General features: G+C 60.3%; 16 protein-coding genes. 11 read left to right on the top strand and 5 right to left on the bottom strand.

Annotated elements, in window-relative coordinates; all coding sequences use genetic code 11:
• The first annotated feature begins 109 nt into the window (after positions 1-109).
• Positions 110-2,554, top strand: a complete 2,445-nt coding sequence (locus tag F8N44_RS08645) for a penicillin-binding protein 1A (protein WP_412071507.1) — start codon at positions 110-112, stop codon at positions 2,552-2,554.
• Positions 2,555-3,199: 645 nt separating this feature from the next.
• Here F8N44_RS08645 and F8N44_RS08640 read toward each other — a convergent pair.
• The 3 genes from F8N44_RS08640 to rpmE all read right to left on the bottom strand — a co-directional run bounded on the left by F8N44_RS08640 (position 3,200) and on the right by rpmE (position 5,694).
• Positions 3,200-4,468 carry a malic enzyme-like NAD(P)-binding protein gene (locus F8N44_RS08640; RefSeq protein ID WP_007909407.1) on the bottom strand — a complete coding sequence of 423 codons (1,269 nt, stop codon included), beginning with the start codon at positions 4,466-4,468 and terminating at the stop codon, positions 3,200-3,202.
• Between the two features lie 183 nt (positions 4,469-4,651).
• Positions 4,652-5,452 carry a thermonuclease family protein gene (locus F8N44_RS08635; protein ID WP_150650015.1) on the bottom strand — a complete coding sequence of 267 codons (801 nt, stop codon included), beginning with the start codon at positions 5,450-5,452 and terminating at the stop codon, positions 4,652-4,654.
• A gap of 14 nt (positions 5,453-5,466) precedes the next feature.
• Positions 5,467-5,694, bottom strand: a complete 228-nt coding sequence (gene rpmE, locus F8N44_RS08630; protein WP_016984589.1) for a 50S ribosomal protein L31 — start codon at positions 5,692-5,694, stop codon at positions 5,467-5,469.
• Positions 5,695-5,981: 287 nt separating this feature from the next.
• On the opposite strand from rpmE, the gene F8N44_RS08625 reads away from it, so the two are divergent.
• Complete coding sequence (locus F8N44_RS08625; protein ID WP_150650014.1) at positions 5,982-8,201, top strand: primosomal protein N'; 2,220 nt, start codon at positions 5,982-5,984, stop codon at positions 8,199-8,201.
• A 90-nt stretch (positions 8,202-8,291) separates the two neighbouring features.
• On the opposite strand, the gene F8N44_RS32035 is transcribed toward F8N44_RS08625, so the two are convergent.
• Positions 8,292-8,414 (bottom strand): hypothetical protein, encoded by a 123-nt coding sequence (locus tag F8N44_RS32035; protein ID WP_256579857.1) that lies wholly within the window; start codon positions 8,412-8,414, stop codon positions 8,292-8,294.
• On the opposite strand from F8N44_RS32035, the gene argS reads away from it, so the two are divergent.
• From argS to F8N44_RS08580, 9 genes are all read left to right on the top strand, one after another.
• On the top strand, positions 8,413-10,149 hold the full coding sequence (gene argS / locus F8N44_RS08620) for an arginine--tRNA ligase (RefSeq protein ID WP_150650013.1): 1,737 nt from the start codon (positions 8,413-8,415) through the stop codon (positions 10,147-10,149). The two genes, F8N44_RS32035 and argS, sit on opposite strands and share 2 nt — an antisense overlap.
• Before the next feature lies 1 nt (position 10,150).
• Positions 10,151-10,867: an SPOR domain-containing protein gene (locus tag F8N44_RS08615; protein ID WP_007909385.1), complete on the top strand. Its 717-nt coding sequence runs from the start codon at positions 10,151-10,153 to the stop codon at positions 10,865-10,867.
• 234 nt (positions 10,868-11,101) lie between these two features.
• Positions 11,102-11,632, top strand: coding sequence for an ATP-dependent protease subunit HslV (gene hslV, locus F8N44_RS08610; protein WP_003186641.1), 531 nt, complete (start codon positions 11,102-11,104; stop codon positions 11,630-11,632).
• Positions 11,633-11,686: 54 nt separating this feature from the next.
• Complete coding sequence (gene hslU, locus F8N44_RS08605) at positions 11,687-13,024, top strand: ATP-dependent protease ATPase subunit HslU (RefSeq protein WP_077570407.1); 1,338 nt, start codon at positions 11,687-11,689, stop codon at positions 13,022-13,024.
• A gap of 143 nt (positions 13,025-13,167) precedes the next feature.
• Positions 13,168-13,539, top strand: coding sequence for a gamma-butyrobetaine hydroxylase-like domain-containing protein (locus tag F8N44_RS08600; protein WP_161986582.1), 372 nt, complete (start codon positions 13,168-13,170; stop codon positions 13,537-13,539).
• Between the two features lie 258 nt (positions 13,540-13,797).
• Positions 13,798-15,477 carry a class II poly(R)-hydroxyalkanoic acid synthase gene (gene phaC, locus F8N44_RS08595; protein WP_007909380.1) on the top strand — a complete coding sequence of 560 codons (1,680 nt, stop codon included), beginning with the start codon at positions 13,798-13,800 and terminating at the stop codon, positions 15,475-15,477.
• A 142-nt stretch (positions 15,478-15,619) separates the two neighbouring features.
• The gene (gene phaZ, locus F8N44_RS08590) at positions 15,620-16,474 is read left to right on the top strand and encodes a poly(3-hydroxyalkanoate) depolymerase (protein ID WP_007909378.1); all 855 of its coding nucleotides are present in this window, start codon (positions 15,620-15,622) and stop codon (positions 16,472-16,474) included.
• Positions 16,475-16,613: 139 nt separating this feature from the next.
• Positions 16,614-18,296, top strand: coding sequence for a class II poly(R)-hydroxyalkanoic acid synthase (phaC, locus tag F8N44_RS08585; protein ID WP_150650012.1), 1,683 nt, complete (start codon positions 16,614-16,616; stop codon positions 18,294-18,296).
• Positions 18,297-18,326: 30 nt separating this feature from the next.
• Positions 18,327-18,947 (top strand): TetR/AcrR family transcriptional regulator, encoded by a 621-nt coding sequence (locus F8N44_RS08580; RefSeq protein WP_150650011.1) that lies wholly within the window; start codon positions 18,327-18,329, stop codon positions 18,945-18,947.
• Positions 18,948-19,215: 268 nt separating this feature from the next.
• Here the strand turns inward: F8N44_RS08580 and F8N44_RS08575 are convergent, their stop codons facing one another.
• Positions 19,216-20,106: a phasin family protein gene (locus tag F8N44_RS08575; RefSeq protein ID WP_150650010.1), complete on the bottom strand. Its 891-nt coding sequence runs from the start codon at positions 20,104-20,106 to the stop codon at positions 19,216-19,218.
• Between the last annotated feature and the right edge of the window lie 6 nt (positions 20,107-20,112).

The raw sequence follows: 20,112 nt of genomic DNA, 5'->3' as shown, positions 1-20,112 counted from the left end.
TAATGCCCAGCGTTTTTTTCTGCTTTTTACTGCAAGCGCGGATGGTTCTGTGTGTAGCCGGAGCCCCGTCGCCAAATTCATTCTTTGCCCTGGATGTCCAAACGCCTTGATTCGTCTGCTGAAATTTTTCGGTTGGTCCATCGTCGCCGTTTTCTGCGGACTGCTTTTAGGTCTCAGCGGCGCGTTTCTTTACCTTAGTCCGGGTTTGCCGTCTGTGGAGGCTCTGCGAAGCATTCAGTTGCAGATTCCGCTGCGGGTCTACTCCAGCGACAACAAGTTGATCGCAGAATTTGGCGAAATGCGCCGTACACCGATCCGTTTCGCCGACATTCCCCCCAATTTCATTAATGCGTTACTAAGTGCTGAAGACGACAATTTCGCCAACCACTACGGCGTCGATCCGAGCAGCCTGATGCGCGCCGCGACCCAATTGGTCAAAAGCGGACACATTCAGTCCGGCGGCAGCACCATCACCATGCAGGTGGCGAAGAACTTCTTTCTGACCAGCGAACGCAGCTTCTCGCGCAAAACCACCGAAATTCTTCTGGCCCTGCAGATCGAACGGCAGCTGACCAAGGACGAAATCCTTGAGCTGTACGTGAACAAGATCTATCTGGGCAACCGCGCCTACGGCATCGAAGCGGCGGCGCAGGTGTATTACGGCAAGTCGATCCGCGATGTCAGCCTGGCGCAGATGGCGATGATCGCCGGCCTGCCGAAAGCCCCGTCGCGCTTCAACCCGCTGGCCAACCCGGCGCGCAGTAAAGAACGCCGCGACTGGATCCTCGGGCGCATGTACAAGCTCGGCAAGATCACCGAAGCGGACTACACCGCCGCGATCAACGAACCGCTGAACGCCAGCTACCACGTACCGACGCCGGAAGTGAACGCGCCATACATCGCCGAGATGGCCCGCGCCGAAATGGTCGGCCGCTATGGCAGCGATGCCTATACGGAAGGTTTCCGCGTCACCACCACGGTGCCGAGCAACCTGCAGGAAATGGCCAACACCGCACTGCACGAAGGCCTGATGACCTATGACCAGCGTCACGGCTACCGCGGCCCCGAGTCGCGCCTGCCGGGCAAGACCCGCGAAGCCTGGGCCAGCGAGCTGACCAAACAACGCACGATCAGCAGCCTGGAGCCAGCCATCGTCACCCAGGTCGACAAAAACGGCCTGCAAGTGCTGACCCGCACTGGCGAGGAACACGTTGCCTGGGACACCATGAAATGGGCGCGTCCGTTCCTCAACACCAACAGCATGGGCGCCAACCCGCGCCAGCCGTCGGATGTCGCGGCGGTCGGTGATCTGGTTCGCGTGCAGCGTCAGAAAGACAATTCGCTGAAATTCAGCCAGATCCCACAAGCGCAAGGTGCGCTGGTGTCGCTGGATCCGCAGAACGGGGCGATTCGCTCGCTGGTCGGCGGTTTTGCCTTCGAGCAGAGCAACTACAACCGCGCGATGCAGGCCAAGCGTCAACCGGGTTCGAGCTTCAAGCCGTTCGTTTACAGCGCTGCGCTGGACAGTGGTTATACCGCCGCCACCTTGGTCAATGACGCGCCGATCGTGTTCGTCGACGAGTACCTGGACAAGGTCTGGCGCCCGAAGAACGACACCAACACCTTCCTCGGCCCGATCCGCTTGCGTGAGGCGCTGTACAAGTCGCGCAACCTCGTATCGATCCGCTTGCTGCAGGCGATGGGCGTGGGCAAGACCATCGACTACATCACCCGTTTCGGCTTCAACAAGCAGGACCTGCCGCCGAACCTGTCGCTGGCGCTGGGCACCGCAACGCTGACGCCGATGGAGATCGCCACCGGTTGGAGCACGTTCGCCAACGGCGGCTACAAGATCACCCCGTACATCATCGACAAGATCGAAAGCCGCAACGGCGACACGCTGTTCGTCGCCAACCCGCCGACTGTGCCTCAGGGTGGTTCGGCGACGGACGGTATCGCTGCGCCGAGCACTGAGTCGTTCACGGTCAATGCCGCGCCGGTTCCGGGTGAAGCGCCGGGCAACGCTACCGTACCGCAAGCACCGGCCGTGGCCGAGCGAATTGTCGACGGTCGTACCACCTACATCCTCAACAGCATGTTGCAGGACGTGATCAAGCTCGGCACTGGTCGCCGGGCGCTGGCCATGGGTCGTAGCGATATCGCCGGTAAAACCGGTACCACCAACGAATCGAAAGATGCGTGGTTCTCCGGTTACAACGCCGATTACGTGACCACGGTGTGGACCGGCTTCGACCAGCCGGAAAGCCTCGGTCGTCGCGAGTTCGGTGGCACCGTGGCGCTGCCGATCTGGATGAATTACATGTCGGCCGCGCTGAAGGACAAGCCGCCGCATGTTCAGCCTGAGCCGGAAGGTTTGCTGAGCCTGCGCGTGGATCCGGTCAGTGGTCGCGCGGCGACACCGAGCACGCCGGGCGCGTACTTCGAACTGTTCAAGTCTGAAGACACACCGCCTTCGGTGAATGAACTGGGCAATGGCACAGCGCCGGGCAGTCCGCTGCCGGCGGATGAGCAGGCGCCGATCGACTTGTTCTGATCCAGCGCCATAAAAAAAGCCCCGCCTTCGTGAGAAGAGCGGGGCTTTTTTATGGCTGATGATCAAGAGCCCCTCACCCTAGCCCTCCCGAAACGTCGGACCGCCCGTAGGGAGAGGGGACTGACCGAGTTGTCTGGGGTCATGCACCGACCTGAAAGTGTGGGGTCGATTATGGGTTCAAAACAATACGTTCAGGTCGGCGTAGCTCGCAAGCATCCCCCAATCAGTCCCCTCTCCCCCTGGGAGAGGGTTAGGGTGAGGGCCCTTGTCGATATGAAATGCGATCCTGAGAATTCCCGAAAACAAAAAAGCCCCAACTCTCACGAGCCGGGGCTTTTGTTTGAAGATCAAGAGCCCCTCACCCTAGCCCTCCCGAAACGTCGGACCGCCCGTAGGGAGAGGGGACTGACCGTAGAAAATTCACGAGATACACCGACCTGAAAGTGCATCAGCGCCTATGGATTCAACACGATAAGTTCAGGTCGGCGTAACTCTCAAGCATCCCCCAATCAGTCCCCTCTCCCCCTGGGAGAGGGTTAGGGTGAGGGCCTTTGTTGATATGAAATGCGATCCTGAGAATTCCCGAAAACAAAAAAAGCCCCGACTCTCACGAGCCGGGGCTTCTGTTTGAAGCGCTACAACAGCTTAGCCGTTGAACACGTCATCCACGCTCTTCAGCGGGTAGTTCTTCGGATACGGCAGGGTCGCCACACCAGTCTCGATCGCGGCTTTGGCCACAGCGTCGGAGATCAGGGTGATCAGACGCTTGTCCATTGGCTTCGGAATGATGTACTCACGGCCGAATTCCAGCGGCGCGCCACCGTAGGCATCGCACACGTCCTGTGGAACAGGCAGTTTGGCCAGTTCACGCAGGGCGTTGGCCGCAGCCACTTTCATTTCTTCGTTGATGCGCTTGGCGCGAACGTCCAGGGCACCACGGAAGATGAACGGGAAGCCCAGTACGTTGTTGACCTGGTTCGGGTAGTCCGAACGGCCGGTAGCCATGATCACATCGCTACGGGTGGCGTGCGCCAGTTCCGGGGAGATTTCCGGATCCGGGTTCGAGCACGCGAACACGATCGGGTTGGCCGCCATCGACAGCAGACCTTCAGCGCTCAGCAGGTTCGGGCCGGACAGACCGACGAACACGTCAGCGCCTGCCAGTGCGTCAGCCAGAGTGCGCTTGTCGGTGGCGTGAGCGAACACGGCTTTGTACTGGTTCAGGTCGTCACGGCCGGAGTGGATCACGCCGGTACGGTCAACCATGAAGATGTTTTCGATGCGTGCGCCCATGCTCACCAGCAATTTCATGCAGGAGATGGCAGCAGCGCCGGCGCCCAGGCAGACGATTTTCGCGTCAGGCAGGGTTTTGCCAGCGATTTCCAGGGCGTTGATCATGCCCGCAGCGGTCACGATCGCAGTGCCGTGCTGGTCATCGTGGAACACTGGAATGTCGCACTGCTCGATCAGAGCACGTTCGATCTCAAAGCACTCTGGTGCCTTGATGTCTTCCAGGTTGATGCCACCGAAGGTGATGGAGATGCGTTTTACGGTGTCGATGAAGGCTTGCGGGCTTTCGGAGTCGACTTCGATGTCGAAAACGTCGATGCCGGCGAAGCGCTTGAACAGTACGCCTTTACCTTCCATCACTGGCTTGGAAGCCAATGGGCCGAGGTTGCCCAGACCGAGAATCGCGGTGCCATCGGAAATGACTGCAACCAGGTTGCCCTTGCCGGTGTATTTGTAGGCCAGTTCAGGATCGCGAGCGATCTCACGCACTGGTTCAGCTACGCCGGGGCTGTAGGCCAGCGACAAGTCGCGAGCGGTAGCAGTGGCCTTGGTGAGCTCGACACTCAGCTTCCCTGGACGAGGATTGGCATGATATTCGAGAGCGGCAGTTTTCAGATCAGACATTTTGGCATTCCGCTTTTTACTGTTGGACAGACTGGTCAGCGAGGATACGCGCCTCGCAAAGTCCCCACAAGACTGAGCGGTCACCCCTGTCAAGCGCCCTGCCCTACGACTTTGGGCCAAGAGCCACGGCGCACAAGGGCTGGACTGTTCACAATCGACAGAAAAAATGTCTACAATTTTTCTTCAGCGCGGTGTTTGCAACATCGAAGGATCCGTCAACGGAAGTAGCCAGCGTGACTGACCGGATTGCAATCCACCGCGCCGGGAACGATCAACGATCCAGCCGCGAGCCTCGATCTGCATGCCTTTCAAAGTCTGCAAACGGGCATTGTCGAATTGTCCGACCAAATTGGGTGCAACGCGCAACACAAGCTTGTCCTGCAACTCGATCCAGATTCCGCCGCGATTGCGCTGAACCTTGCTCACACGCCCACTGACTACGGCGAAACCCGAGCGCTGGATCTGCTCCGCTTTCAGTACAGGTGATTGCCGCCAGAGGCCCAGTCCCGATGTTCTTGCACTGCGCTCGGCGGCTTGCTGGCAGGCAACAAGATCGACATTCGGCGCAACCGCGACCTGGAAACCGAGGCCATCGGCGAGCATTTGCGCTTCGAGATTGGCGCCGCTGGCACTGTAAATGTGCCCGAGCGTACGCCCGTAATGGTCTTTGGCTTGCTTGCCGACGCGCAAACCGACACGTCCGCCGCTGGCATCGACCAGCGCTTGCAGGCGTTTGCGTGCCGCCACCGCGAAGGGTTCATCGCTGCGGCCCTGCTTGCCCAGTTCAGGTGTGTTGAGGCCGATCATGCGTACGCTGCGGCCGTCGCTCAAACGCAAAGTGTCGCCATCGACCACACGCTGCACGGCGACGCTGGTCAGGCCAGCAGGCGTCGGGCAAAAGGCTTGCGCGCCGGAAAGCCAAATCGCGGACACAAAAAAGGCGCCCGCGAGGGACGCCTTTTTCAGCAACGAGGAAAAGCCCACCGGGCCCTTCAACCTTACTCTGCAGCAGCAGGTTTCTTGCCGAAAGCACCGAAACGGTCTGCGAAGCGCTGAACGCGGCCGCCAGTGTCCAGAGTCTTCTGCTTACCGGTGTAGAACGGGTGGCATTCGTTGCAAACGTCGATTGGCAGAGCTTTGCCGAAAGTCGAACGAGTTTCGAACTTGTTGCCACAGCTGCAGGTAACAGCGATGACTGGGTAATTCGGGTGGATATCAGCTTTCATGGTGTCTTCCTCAGCTAGCGTGCCGCCACCCAACACTATTGTTGAATACCGCACGTAATTAGGCCGCGGATTCTACCAGACCTTTTCAAACGCGCAAGCTGTCACCGAGACCGACCGTCTGCTAGGCTCCCGGCCTTGAACGCATTCCCCTGTGGGAGCGAGCTTGCTCGCGAATGCGTTGTGTCAGTCAATGTTCAAGCGCCTGATACACCGCCTTCGCGAGCAAGCTCGCTCCCACAATTGATCTGCGCTCAGCCCTTCCCTTGCGTTTAAAGAGATCCCCCCGCGTGCCCGACGCCATTCTGCGCCTCGCCCTGCCTTCACCCTTGCGCCGCCTGTTCGACTATCGAGCCCCGGCCGGCGTGCTGCGTGAACAATTGCAGCCGGGCATGCGCCTGCGGGTGCCGTTCGGTCGGCGGGAGATGATCGGGATTCTGGTCGAGGTCACCGACACCAGCGAAGTACCCGTGGAGAAACTCAAACCGGCGCTGGCCCTGCTCGATGCCACCCCGCCGCTGCCACCAGCGCTGTTCAAGTTATGCCTGTGGACGTCGCAGTATTATCAGCACAGCCTCGGCGACACCTTGAGCTGGGCGTTGCCGGTGCTGCTGCGTCAGGGCGAACTGGCCGAGGCTCGGCAAGAGCGCTTCTGGTCAGCCGTCCCCGGCGCCAGCCTTGATGACCCGCGCATCGCCCGCGCACCGCGCCAGCGTGAGGCACTGGCAACTCTGGCTCAGCATCCGCACGGCGTCGCCCATCAGTTGCTGAGCAAACTGATATTGAGCAAAGACAGTCTCGATCTGCTGCTGGCCAAAGGCCTGGTGCAAGTGGAAATCCGCCGCCATGCCCCAGGCGCGCGCCACGAACATTGGCTGGCGCAACCGGAATTACCGCTCAACACCGAACAACGCGCCGCGTACGAGGCGATCCGCGCCGGTTTCGACAGTTATCACGCGTTCCTGCTGGCCGGCGTCACCGGCAGCGGCAAGACCGAAGTCTATTTGCAGCTGATCCGTGAAACCCTCGAAGCCGGCAAGCAGGCCTTGGTACTGATCCCGGAGATCAACCTCGGCCCGCAGACCCTGGCGCGCTTCGAGCAGCGTTTCAATGCGCGCATCGCCCTGCTGCACTCGGCGGTTAATGACCGCGAGCGCCTCGATGCCTGGCTCGCAGCGCGCGATGGCGAGGCCGACATCATTATCGGTACCCGCTCGGCGCTGTTCACGCCGATGAAAAACCCCGGACTGATCATCATTGATGAAGAGCACGACGGTTCTTATAAACAGCAGGAAGGCCTGCGTTACCACGCTCGCGATCTGGCGCTGGTGCGTGCACGGCAGGAAAACATCCCGATCGTGCTGGGCTCCGCGACGCCCTCGCTGGAAAGCCTGCACAACGCCTACACAGGTCGTTATGGCCTCCTACGCCTTAATGAGCGTGCCGGCGGTGCCAAGCAACCACGTTTCCTGCGTCTGGACGTAAAAAGCCGTCCACTGGACAGCGGTATTTCCGGGCCGATGCAACAAGCCATCGGCCAGACCCTCGCCAATGGCCAACAGGTGCTGGTGTTCCTCAACCGTCGCGGTTTCGCACCGACGTTGCTCTGCCACGACTGCGGCTGGATGTCCGAGTGTTCGCGCTGCGATGCGCGGATGACTGTGCACCAGCGTTACGGTGAACTGCGTTGCCACCACTGTGGCTACGTCGAACGCACGCCGCGCCAGTGTCCGAAGTGCAACAAGGTCGATTTGCGCCCCGTGGGCGCGGGCACCGAACGCGCAGAAGAACGCCTGGCGATTCTGTTCCCTGATTACCCGGTGCTACGGGTCGATCGCGACAGCACGTCACGCAAGGACGCGATGAATCAGTTGTTCGCGACGATTCAGAAGGGTCAGCCGTGCATTCTGGTCGGCACGCAGATGTTGGCCAAGGGGCACCATTTTCCAAGGGTGACACTGGTGTCGATCCTCGATGCTGACGGCGGCTTGTTCTCCGGTGACTTCCGCGCCAGCGAGCGCATGGCGCAGTTGATCGTGCAGGTGGCCGGGCGTGCCGGGCGAGCGGAAGAGCCGGGTAAGGTGATCATTCAGACGCACCTCGCCGACCATCCTTTATTGGTGCAACTCACCGAACAAGGCTATTTCGCCTTTGCTGAGCAGGCCTTGAGCGAGCGCCGGGCTGCCGGGTTACCGCCGTTTGCGCACCTGGCGTTGTTGCGTGCCGAAGCGCACAAGCCGGGACAGGCGGAAGGCTTTCTCGATGAGGCGTGCAGCGAGGCCGAGCGCTTGTTGGCAGAACAGAATCTGAACGGGATTGAATTGCTCGGGCCAGTGCCAGCGCCGATGGAACGCCGCGCCGGACGCTATCGCGCGCAACTTTTGTTGCAGGCAACGGCGCGGGCGCCGCTGCATCGGTTGCTGGCGAGTTGGTTGCTGGTGCTGGAGCAGATGCCGAGCGGGCGGGCGGTGCGCTGGTCGCTGGATGTCGATCCCGTCGATTTGTATTGAAGATCAAAAGATCGCAGCCTGCAGTTCCTACAGAGTTAATCGCGTTTACCTGTAGGAGTTGCCGCAGGCTGCGATCTTTTGCCTTTAATGTCACCACATATCCATAAGCTGCCTGCTAAGGTTGGCAAGCCCGTCTTCGCAACGGATAATGCCCAGTTTTTCCACCCGCGCATCGATGCGCCCGCCGCGCTTGCGGTCGAAAGAGAAGACCATGAAAGACACCATTCGCCAGCTGATCCAACAAGCCCTCACCCAACTCGTCAACGAAGGTGTGTTGCCTGAAGGCCTGTCGCCGGCGATTCAGGTGGAGAACGCCCGTGACAAGACCCACGGCGACTTCGCCAGCAACATCGCGATGATGCTGGCCAAGCCTGCGGGCATGAAACCGCGGGATCTGGCGGAAAAAATCATCGCCGCACTGCCGGCTGACGAGAACGTCACCAAAGCCGAAATCGCTGGCCCGGGCTTCATCAATTTCTTCCAGAACACTCAGGCGCTGGCCAATCGCCTCGAAGCCGCTTTGGCTGACGAGCGCATTGGCGTGCGCAAGGCTGGTCCTGTACAGCGCACCGTGGTCGATTTGTCGGCACCGAACCTGGCCAAAGAGATGCACGTCGGCCACTTGCGCTCGACCATCATCGGCGACGGCGTGGCCCGCGTACTCGAATTCCTCGGCGATGAAGTGATCCGTCAGAACCACGTTGGCGACTGGGGCACCCAGTTCGGCATGCTGATGGCTTATTTGCAGGAAAACCCGATCACCAGCGACGAGCTGTCTGACCTGGAAAACTTCTACCGCGCCGCCAAGCAGCGCTTCGACGAGTCCGCAGAATTCGCCGACCGCGCCCGTGGTCTGGTGGTCAAGCTGCAGGCCGGCGACGCCGAGTGCCTGGCGCTGTGGACCAAGTTCAAGGACATCTCGCTGTCGCACTGCCAGAAGATCTACGAACTGCTCAACGTCAAACTGACCATGGCTGACGTAATGGGCGAAAGCGCCTACAACGACGACCTGATCAACGTAGTCAACGACCTGAAAGCCGCTGGCATGCTGGTCGAAAGCAACGGCGCGCAGTGCGTGTTCCTCGACGAGTTCAAGAACGCCGACGGCGACCCGCTGCCGGTAATCATCGTCAAGGCTGACGGCGGCTACCTCTATGCCACCACTGACCTGGCAGCCGTACGCTACCGCAGCGGCAAGCTGAAAGCCGATCGCGCGCTGTACTTTGTCGATCAGCGTCAGGCCCTGCACTTCCAGCAAGTGTTCGCCGTGGCGCGCAAGGCTGGGTTTGTCACCCATCCGATGGAAATGGAACACATGGGCTTCGGCACCATGAACGGTGCCGATGGCCGTCCGTTCAAGACCCGTGACGGCGGCACCGTGAAGCTGATCGATCTGCTGACCGAAGCGCAGGAACGCGCCTACAGCCTGGTCAAAGAGAAGAACCCGGAGCTGGCCGAAGACGAACTGCGCAACATCGCCAAAGTCGTCGGCATCGGCGCAGTGAAATACGCCGACCTGTCGAAGCACCGCACCAGCGACTACAGCTTCAACTTCGACCTGATGCTGAACTTCGAAGGCAACACCGCGCCGTACCTGCTGTATGCCTACACCCGTGTGGCCGGTGTATTCCGCAAACTGGGCAAGGACTTCAGCGAAGTCGATGGCCAGATCGTCCTCGAAGCGGCGCACGAACAAGAGCTGGCGGCGAAGCTGGCGCAGTTCGGCGAAGTGCTGAACAACGTGTCCGAGAAAGGCACGCCGCACATTCTCTGCACTTACCTGTACGACGTTGCCGGTCTGTTCTCCAGCTTCTACGAGAACTGCCCGATCCTCGCCGCCGAGACCCCGGCCCAGATGCAGAGCCGTCTGCGCCTGGCCGCGCTGACCGGTCGCACCCTCAAGCAAGGCCTGGAGCTGTTGGGTCTGGAAACTCTGGAGCGTATGTAAGTTGGCTGCCAAGAAAAAACCTGCACCCAAGCGTGGCGCCAGCCGTTACCAAGCTCCTGCGAAGCAACCGATCCCGGGTTGGCTGTGGATGGCCATCGGCCTCACGGTCGGCGCGTTCATCGTGTTCCTGATGAAGCTCGAGCCGGGCAAGGGCAGCGATACGGTCAAGCGCGAGAAGGTCGAACAGGCACAACAGCAGAAAGCGTCGAAGATCGCCGAGGCCAACAAGACCCCGCCGAGCCCGACGCAACCGGTGAAGCCGAAGTACGACTTCTACACCCTGCTGCCGGAATCGGAAGTGATCGTGCCGCCGGACGCCGTGCCGGAGAAGACCTTGCCGACGCCACAAGTGCCGGCCATTCCGACCACGCCAGTGACACCGGCGGAAGCGGCGAAGATCGACACCGCGCGCGCACAGGCCGCACTGGCCGGGATTACTCCGCCGCCAGCGCCACCGGTGAGCAAAGCGGCGCCAGTAACCAAGTTCTTCTTGCAGGCCGGTTCGTTCCGCAAGGAAACCGATGCCGACAAGGTCCGTGCGCAGATCATTCTGCTCGGTCAAGCGGTGGCGGTTGAGTCCGGCACAGTAAAGGACGAAACCTGGTATCGCGTTTTGGTTGGTCCGTTCAGCAACCGTGAACAGCTGACCACTGCGCAGAAACAGCTGGCCGGTGCCGGCTTCAGCAACCTGTTGTTACAACAACGCCAGAGCCGCTGATTCCACCAGTAGTACCGCGTCATCGTTCATTCGCGAGCAGGCTCGCTCCCACAGGATATGCGCTGTCCCTGTGGGAGCGAGCCTGCTCGCGAAGGCGTCATAACCAGCACAAGATAATTCTGATCTGCCCTGCGCCGTTCGTCCCTCCGCACCCTCCCCGGTTGAAATCCTCTCCAGCACCCCCATATGAATGGGCATAAGGCACTTTCGCCCCGCTGTGTGGAGACTCTTCCCTTGACCACCATCGTTTCAGTCCGCCGTCACGGCAAAGTCGTCATGGGCGGCGACGGCCAGGTTTCTCTCGGCAATACCGTGATGAAAGGCAACGCGAAAAAAGTCCGTCGCCTGTACCACGGTCAGGTCATCGCCGGTTTTGCCGGTGCCACCGCCGACGCCTTTACCCTCTTCGAACGTTTCGAAGGCCAGCTTGAAAAACATCAGGGCCACCTGGTGCGCGCCGCTGTCGAACTCGCCAAAGAATGGCGCACTGACCGCTCCCTGAGCCGCCTCGAAGCCATGCTCGCGGTTGCCAACAAAGACGCTTCGCTGATCATCACCGGCAACGGTGACGTGGTCGAACCCGAAGACGGCCTGATCGCCATGGGTTCCGGTGGCGCCTATGCGCAAGCCGCCGCCAGCGCTCTGCTGAAAAAGACCGACCTGTCGGCCCGCGAAATCGTCGAAACCGCCCTCGGCATCGCTGGCGACATTTGTGTATTCACCAACCACACCCAGACCATTGAGGAGCAGGATCTCGCTGAATAAGCCTGACGCGGCCCTGTGCCACGGCTTGTTTCTGCTTGAGGACCGTCAATTATTATGTCCATGACTCCCCGCGAAATCGTCCACGAACTTAACCGCCATATCATCGGCCAGGACGATGCCAAGCGCGCCGTCGCGATTGCCCTGCGCAACCGCTGGCGCCGCATGCAGCTGCCTGAAGAGCTGCGTGTTGAAGTGACCCCGAAGAACATCCTGATGATCGGCCCGACCGGTGTCGGTAAAACCGAGATCGCCCGTCGCCTGGCGAAACTGGCCAACGCGCCGTTCATCAAGGTCGAAGCGACCAAGTTCACCGAAGTCGGCTATGTTGGCCGTGACGTCGAATCGATCATCCGTGATCTGGCCGACGCGGCGATCAAGATGCTTCGCGAGCAGGAAATGACCCGTGTGCGCCACCGTGCCGAAGACGCCGCCGAGGATCGCATCCTCGACGCACTGCTGCCGCCGGCGCGCATGGGCTTCAGCAATGAAGAAACGCCGAGCAGCGACTCCAACACCCGTCAGCTGTTCCGCAAGCGCCTGCGCGAAGGTCAGCTGGATGACAAGGAAATCGAGATCGAAGTCGCTGAAGTCGCCGGCATCGAAATCGCCACGCCGCCCGGCATGGAAGAGATGACCAACCAGTTGCAGTCGCTGTTCGCCAACATGGGCAAGGGCAAGAAGAAGGCGCGCAAGCTCAAGGTCAAAGAAGCCCTGAAGCTGGTACGCGACGAAGAAGCCGGGCGTCTGGTCAACGAAGAAGAGCTGAAGGCCAAAGCGCTGGAAGCGGTTGAACAGCACGGTATCGTATTTATCGACGAGATCGACAAAGTCGCCAAACGCGGCAACGTCGGCGGCGCCGATGTCTCCCGTGAAGGCGTACAGCGCGACCTGCTGCCGCTGATCGAGGGTTGCACCGTCAACACCAAACTGGGCATGGTCAAAACTGACCACATCCTGTTCATCGCTTCCGGCGCGTTTCACCTGAGCAAGCCGAGCGATCTGGTGCCTGAGCTGCAAGGTCGTCTGCCGATCCGCGTCGAACTCAAGGCCCTGAGCCCGTCGGACTTCGAACGCATCCTCAGCGAACCGCACGCTTCGCTCACCGAGCAATATTGCGCGCTGCTGAAAACCGAAGGCCTGAACATCCAGTTCCAGCCGGAAGGCATCAAGCGTCTGGCGGAGATCGCCTGGCAGGTCAACGAGAAGACCGAGAACATCGGTGCCCGTCGCCTGCACACGCTGCTTGAGCGCCTGCTCGAAGAGGTGTCGTTCAGCGCCGGTGATCTGGCCAGCACGCACGATGAGCAGCCGATTCTGATCGACGCCGAATACGTCAACAGCCACCTCGGCGAATTGGCGCAGAACGAAGACCTGTCCCGTTATATCCTGTAAGCCATACTTACAGATGTAATGGAACTGTGGGAGCGAGCCTGCTCGCGAAGACGGCAGTACATTCAACCCTTGTGTTGACTGAACCACCGCTTTCGCGAGCAGGCTCGCTCCCACAAGGTTCCGCACAAGACGGATACCTGCTCATGATCCCCACCGACATCAAACTGCACAAAGCCTCGAAAACCCTGACGCTCACCTACGCGTCCGGCGAAGAATACACACTGCCCGCCGAATTCCTGCGCGTGCATTCCCCCTCCGCCGAGGTCCAGGGCCACGGCAAACCGATCCTGCAATTCGGCAAGCTCAACGTCGGTCTGAGCAAGCTGGAACCGGCTGGTCACTACGCACTGAAACTGACCTTCGACGACGGTCACGACAGCGGCTTGTTCACTTGGGATTATCTCTACGAGCTGGGGCGACGTCATGACGCACTCTGGGCCGATTATCTGGCCGAGCTCAAAGCGGCGGGCAAGACCCGCGATCCGAACGAGTCAGTCGTCAAGCTGATGCTCTAGCCCGTGCCTTGCGCTCATTAGAGGGCATTTTCTAAATTCATCTGTTTGAATGCTCTGCTGTGTGGCCGAGGATCGGCCCGCTTGCGAAAAAAATTAAACTCGGGTAACCAATGGAGCTGGCAAGTTCCCTGCAGTGCTCTACGACTGTAAAGCAGCTATGCAGAATTAACGGTCACCCGAGCAGTAGTACCTGGCATTGGCTGTGGAACTGCACAGCAGAAAACCGGGTACTCGTCTCAGGACAATGGAGCGTCGTAGATGAGTAACAAGAATAACGATGACCTGAAGTACCAAGCCTCGGAAAATACCCTGGGGCTTAATCCCGTCGTTGGGCTACGCGGAAAGGATCTGCTGGCCTCTGCTCGTATGGTGCTGAAACAGGCCATCAGACAACCGATCCATAGCGTCAGGCACGTCACTCATTTCGGCCTCGAACTGAAGAACGTGTTGTTTGGTAAATCCGAACTGCAACCGGCTGGCGATGACCGTCGCTTCGCCGATCCTGCGTGGAGCCAGAACCCGCTCTACAAACGTTATCTGCAAACTTATCTGGCGTGGCGTAAGGAACTCCATGCCTGGATCGACGACAGCAGCCTGTCACCCAAAGACATCGCGCGCGGCCACTTCGTCATCAATCTGATGACCGAAGCCATGGCCCCGACCAACACTGCGGCCAATCCGGCGGCGGTGAAACGCTTTTTCGAAACCGGCGGCAAGAGTTTGCTCGACGGTCTCTCGCATCTGGCCAAGGACCTGGTACACAACGGCGGCATGCCGAGCCAGGTCAACATGGGCGCGTTCGAAGTCGGCAAAAGCCTCGGCGTGACCGAAGGCGCGGTGGTGTTCCGCAACGACGTGTTGGAGCTGATCCAGTACAAGCCGATCACCGAGCAAGTCCACGAGCGTCCATTGCTGGTGGTGCCGCCGCAGATCAACAAGTTCTACGTATTCGATTTGAGCCCGGACAAGAGTCTGGCGCGCTTCTGCCTGCGCAATAACGTGCAGACGTTTATCGTCAGCTGGCGCAACCCGACCAAGGCCCAGCGCGAATGGGGCCTGTCGACCTACATCGACGCGCTGAAAGAAGCGGTCGACGTGGTCACCGCGATCACCGGTAGCAAAGACGTGAACATGCTCGGCGCCTGCTCCGGTGGCATCACCTGCACCGCCCTGCTCGGCCACTACGCGGCGATCGGCGAGAAGAAGGTCAATGCCCTCACCCTGCTGGTTAGCGTGCTCGACACGACGCTGGACAGCGACGTCGCCCTGTTCGTCGACGAGCAGACCCTGGAAACCGCCAAGCGCCACTCGTACCAGGCCGGCGTGCTCGAAGGCAAAGACATGGCCAAGGTCTTCGCGTGGATGCGCCCCAACGACTTGATCTGGAACTACTGGGTCAATAACTACCTGCTCGGCAATGAACCGCCGGTGTTCGACATCCTCTTCTGGAACAACGACACCACCCGCTTGCCCGCCGCGTTCCACGGCGACCTGATCGAGATGTTCAAAAACAACCCACTGATCCGCCCGAATGCACTGGAAGTGTGCGGCACACCGATCGACCTCAAGCAGGTCACGGCCGACATCTTCTCGCTGGCCGGCACCAACGACCACATCACCCCGTGGAAGTCCTGCTACAAGTCGGCGCAGTTGTTCGGTGGCAAAGTCGAGTTCGTGCTGTCGAGCAGCGGGCATATCCAGAGCATCCTGAATCCGCCGGGCAACCCGAAATCGCGTTACATGACCGGCGAAGAGATGGCGGCCAATGCCGATGAGTGGCAAGAGAACTCGACCAAGCACACCGACTCCTGGTGGCTGTACTGGCAAGCATGGCAGGCCGAGCGCTCGGGCAACCTGAAAAAGGCCCCGCTGAAACTGGGCAACAAGGCGTATCCGGCGGGTGAAGCATCGCCGGGCACTTACGTTCACGAGCGGTAACTGACACACCCGGCCCAATGTAGGAGCTGCCGCAGGCTGCGATCTTTTGATTCTGTTTTTAAAATCAAGATCAACAGATCGCAGCCTTCGGCGGCTCTTACACAGGGGGCGGGGTGTACTTGAAATCCACAGGGCCTGAAGCATGCCGCAACCGTTCATATTCCGTACCGTCGATCTGGATGGCCAGACCCTCCGCACGGCGGTACGCCCCGGCAAGCCTCACTTGACGCCCTTGCTGATTTTCAACGGCATCGGCGCCAACCTGGAGCTGGTGTTTCCGTTTGTCGCGGCACTGGACCCGGATCTGGAAGTGATCGCCTTCGACGTGCCCGGTGTCGGCGGTTCCTCGACGCCGAACCGGCCGTATCGCTTTCCCGGGCTGGCCAAGCTGACAGCGCGGATGCTCGATTACCTCGACTACGGTCAGGTCAACGTCATCGGCGTGTCGTGGGGTGGCGCACTCGCGCAGCAGTTCGCCTACGACTACCCCGAGCGCTGCAAGAAACTGGTGCTGGCGGCGACTGCGGCCGGTGCCGTGATGGTGCCGGGCAAACCGAAAGTGCTGTGGATGATGGCCAGTCCACGGCGCTACATTCAGCCTTCCCACGTGATCCGCATCGCCCCGCTGATCTACGGCGGCTCGTTCCGTCGCGACCCGACTCTGGCGGCCAGCCACGCCGCGAAAGTGCGTTCGGCGGGCAAGCTCGGTTACTACTGGCAACTGTTCGCCGGCCTCGGCTGGACCAGCATTCACTGGCTGCACAAGATCCATCAGCCAACGCTGGTGCTGGCCGGCGATGACGATCCGCTGATCCCGCTGATCAACATGCGCATGCTCGCCTGGCGCATTCCCAACGCCCAACTGCACATCATCGACGACGGTCATCTGTTCCTGATTACCCGCGCCGAAGCGGTGGCGCCGATCATCATGAAATTCCTCCAGGAGGAACGTCAGCGTGCAGTGATGCACCCGCATCCGACACCGCTCGGCGGTTAACGCCGGCGGCAGGCTTTATGCAGTGCTTCAAGAAAGAGTGCGCGGCAGGACGCCGCGCAGGCAGCAACCCGCAACAGCGTCTATGGTGTTCTGGTTCGGTGAGTTTGTTTTTGGCCTGAAGACGAAGGAGTGTTGAGTCATGCGCGACAAACCAGCGACGGGCGGAGTGCCCAGCCCCGCCGTGTTCATCAACGCACAAAGTGCGATCACCGGTCTGCGTGGCCGGGACCTGATCTCGACCTTGCGAAGCGTCGCCGCCCATGGCCTGCGCAATCCGATTCACAGTGCGAAGCACGCGTTGAAACTCGGCGGTCAATTGGGCCGCGTGCTGCTCGGCGAAACCCTGCACCCGACCAATCCGAACGACAGCCGTTTCGCGGATCCGGCGTGGAGCCTGAACCCGTTTTACCGGCGCAGCCTGCAGGCTTATCTGGCTTGGCAGAAGCAGGTCAAAAGCTGGATCGACGAAAGCAGCATGAGCGATGACGATCGCGCCCGCGCGCACTTCGCCTTCACCCTGCTCAACGACGCCGTGGCGCCGTCCAACACCCTGCTCAACCCGCTGGCGGTCAAGGAGCTGTTCAACTCCGGTGGGCACAGTCTGGTGCGCGGCCTCAGCCATTTGTTCGATGACCTGCTGCACAACGACGGCCTGCCACGTCAGGTAACCAAACAGGCTTTCGAGGTCGGCAAGACCGTCGCCACCACCACCGGTTCGGTGGTGTTTCGCAACGATCTGCTTGAGCTGATCCAGTACCGACCGATGAGCGAAAAGCAGTACGCCAAGCCGCTGCTGGTGGTGCCGCCGCAAATCAACAAGTACTACATTTTCGACCTGAGCCCGCACAACAGTTTCGTCCAGTACGCGCTGAAGAATGGCCTGCAAACCTTCATGATCAGTTGGCGCAACCCCGATGTGCGCCATCGCGAATGGGGCCTGTCGACCTACGTCGAAGCAGTGGAAGAAGCGATGAACATCTGTCGGGCGATCACCGGCGCCCGCGAGGTCAACCTGATGGGCGCCTGCGCCGGCGGGCTGACCATCGCCGCCCTGCAAGGCCATTTGCAGGCCAAGCGGCAACTGCGCCGCGTCTCCAGCGCAACCTATCTGGTCAGCCTGCTCGACAGCCAGATCGAAACCCCGGCCACGCTGTTCGCCGACGAACAAACCCTCGAAGCCGCCAAGCGCCGTTCCTATCAGAAAGGCGTGCTCGACGGTCGCGACATGGCCAGGATCTTCGCCTGGATGCGCCCCAACGATTTGATCTGGAGCTACTTCGTCAACAACTACCTGTTGGGCAAAGAACCGCCGGCCTTCGACATCCTCTACTGGAACAACGACAACACCCGTCTGCCGGCGGCATTTCACGGTGACCTGCTGGACTTCTTCAAGCACAACCCGCTGACCCATCCGGGTGGGCTGGAGGTTTGCGGCACGCCCATCGATCTGCAGAAAGTCACTGTCGACAGCTTCAGCGTCGCCGGCATGAATGACCACATCACCCCGTGGGATGCGGTGTATCGCTCGACCCTGCTACTTGGTGGCGAACGGCGTTTCGTGCTGTCCAACAGCGGCCACGTGCAGAGCATTCTCAACCCGCCGAGCAACCCGAAAGCCGCCTACGTCGAAAACGGCAAGATGAGCAGCGACCCGCGCGCCTGGTATTACGACGGCAAGCACGTTGACGGAAGTTGGTGGCCGCAGTGGCTGGAATGGATTCAGCAACGCTCCGGGGCGCAGCACGAAACATCGTTCACCCTCGGCAACCCGAACTATCCACCGATGGAGGCCGCGCCCGGTACTTACGTGCGTGTGCGCTGACGCTTAACCGAACTTTTCTAAGAAGACTGGATGAAAACCCGCGACCGGATTCTCGAATGTGCTTTGCAACTGTTCAACGAAAAGGGCGAGCCGAACGTCTCCACCATGGAGGTGGCCAACGAAATGGGCATCAGCCCGGGCAACCTCTACTACCACTTTCACGGCAAGGAACCGCTGATTCTCGGGTTGTTCGAACGCTTCCAGAATGAACTGGCGCCGCTGCTCGATCCGCCGCCGGATGTGGAATTGGCGCCGGAGGATTACTGGCTGTTTTTGCATTTGATCGTCGAGCGGTTGGCGCAATATCGGTTTTTGTTTCAGGACCTGTCGAACCTGGCCGGGCGGCTGCCGAAACTGGCGAAGGGGATTCGCCATTTGCTCAATGCGCTGAAGCGCACACTGGCGTCGCTGTTGGCGCGGTTGAAGGCTTCGGGGCAGTTGGTCAGTGATACCCAGGCGTTGGGGCAGTTGGTGGAGCAGATCACCATGACGTTGCTGTTTTCGCTGGATTATCAGCGGATTCTGGATCGTGAGGGTGAGGTCAGGCTGGTTGTTTACCAGATCATGATGCTGGTAGCGCCGCATTTGCTGCCGCCGGTTAAGGTCGCCACGGAGCGGATGGCCCTGCAATACCTTGAAGATCACGACTGAATCAAAAGCCCCTCACCCTAGCCCTCCCGAAACGTCGGACCGCCCGGAGGGAGAGGGGACTGATTGGGGGATGCTGTAGAAGTACGCCGACCTGACAGTGCGTTACCGAATCCATAATCGATAAGGTCTTTCAGGTCGGCGTATAGCGTGAGACACCTCGGTCGGTCCCCTCTCCCTCTGGGAGAGGGCTAGGGTGAGGGGCTGTTGAAATTCAGATACAAAAACGCCCGACCTTCGCAGGCCGGGCGTTTTGTTTTGCCCTGATGAATCAGGACTGACTGGTTGGCGTCGACGGCGTCGATGCAGCAGTCGGGGTAGCCACTGGAGCCGGTGCGGCGGCGGAGTTCGACGCGCTCACCGGTGCTGCCGGGGTGGCCGCGGTGGCCGGTTTGGCTGCAGCAGGTGCTGCTGGCTTCGGCGCTGCGGCTTTCGGCGCGGCCGGTTTTTTCACTGCCGGTTTGGCGGCAGCGGTTTTCGCTGCTGGCTTGGCGGCTGGTTTCGCTGCAGTTTTGGCTGCCGGTTTTGCTGCCGGTTTCGCAGCGGCTTTGGCAGCAACCGGTTTGGCGGCGGCTTTGGCTGCTGGCTTGGCGGCAGCGGTTTTGGCTGCAGGCTTGGCCGCTGCTTTTGCCGCAGGTTTAGCGGCAGCTTTAGCCAATGGCTTGGCAGCGGATTTTGCCGCTGGTTTGGCCGCTGCGGTTTTCGCCGCCGGTTTTGCCGCAGCGGTTTTCGCCGCCACAGGTTGAGCCTTCAGACCGGTGAGCTTCTCGATCTGTTTGGTCAGTGTGTCGACCTTGCTGTTAAGTGCCTTGACCTCATTGCGGCTCGGTACACCCAGGCGCGAAATCGCGCTGTTCAGGCGCTTGTCGAAAGCCCCTTCCAACTCGTCCCACTTGCCCAGTGCGCGATCTTTCACGCCGCTGATGCGCGACTTGGCCGAAGAAGCGGAGTCCTTGGCGGCATCGACTTTTTTGCCGACTGCGGACTTGGTGAGCTTCTCGGCTTTCTCGCCGTCTTTGACCAATGTATCGAAGAGCTTGCTGCCGTCAGTGTCGATCTTCGAGTACACGCCTAAACCAGCCAGCCAGATTTTGCGGGAGTAGTCTTCGACTTTCCCGATCCACGAGCTGCCTTCTTTATCGGTGTTCTTTTTACCAGCCATCCCGTT

This window comes from Pseudomonas fluorescens (genome assembly GCF_902497745.1).
In the GTDB taxonomy this organism is placed as follows: domain Bacteria; phylum Pseudomonadota; class Gammaproteobacteria; order Pseudomonadales; family Pseudomonadaceae; genus Aquipseudomonas; species Aquipseudomonas fluorescens_BM.
This window is presented reverse-complemented; position numbering and strand designations above follow the sequence as displayed.

Excerpts from the sequence above, each read along its gene's own strand:
- F8N44_RS08640 (WP_007909407.1), bottom strand. The coding sequence starts at position 4,468 with ATGTCTGATCTGAAAACTGCCGCTCTCGAATATCATGCCAATCCTCGT.
- rpmE (WP_016984589.1), bottom strand. The coding sequence starts at position 5,694 with ATGAAAGCTGATATCCACCCGAATTACCCAGTCATCGCTGTTACCTGC.
- argS (WP_150650013.1), top strand. The coding sequence starts at position 8,413 with ATGAAAGACACCATTCGCCAGCTGATCCAACAAGCCCTCACCCAACTC.
- F8N44_RS32035 (WP_256579857.1), bottom strand. The coding sequence starts at position 8,414 with ATGGTCTTCTCTTTCGACCGCAAGCGCGGCGGGCGCATCGATGCGCGG.
- hslU (WP_077570407.1), top strand. The coding sequence starts at position 11,687 with ATGTCCATGACTCCCCGCGAAATCGTCCACGAACTTAACCGCCATATC.
- F8N44_RS08600 (WP_161986582.1), top strand. The coding sequence starts at position 13,168 with ATGATCCCCACCGACATCAAACTGCACAAAGCCTCGAAAACCCTGACG.
- phaC (WP_007909380.1), top strand. The coding sequence starts at position 13,798 with ATGAGTAACAAGAATAACGATGACCTGAAGTACCAAGCCTCGGAAAAT.
- phaZ (WP_007909378.1), top strand. The coding sequence starts at position 15,620 with ATGCCGCAACCGTTCATATTCCGTACCGTCGATCTGGATGGCCAGACC.
- phaC (WP_150650012.1), top strand. The coding sequence starts at position 16,614 with ATGCGCGACAAACCAGCGACGGGCGGAGTGCCCAGCCCCGCCGTGTTC.
- F8N44_RS08580 (WP_150650011.1), top strand. The coding sequence starts at position 18,327 with ATGAAAACCCGCGACCGGATTCTCGAATGTGCTTTGCAACTGTTCAAC.
- F8N44_RS08575 (WP_150650010.1), bottom strand. The coding sequence starts at position 20,106 with ATGGCTGGTAAAAAGAACACCGATAAAGAAGGCAGCTCGTGGATCGGG.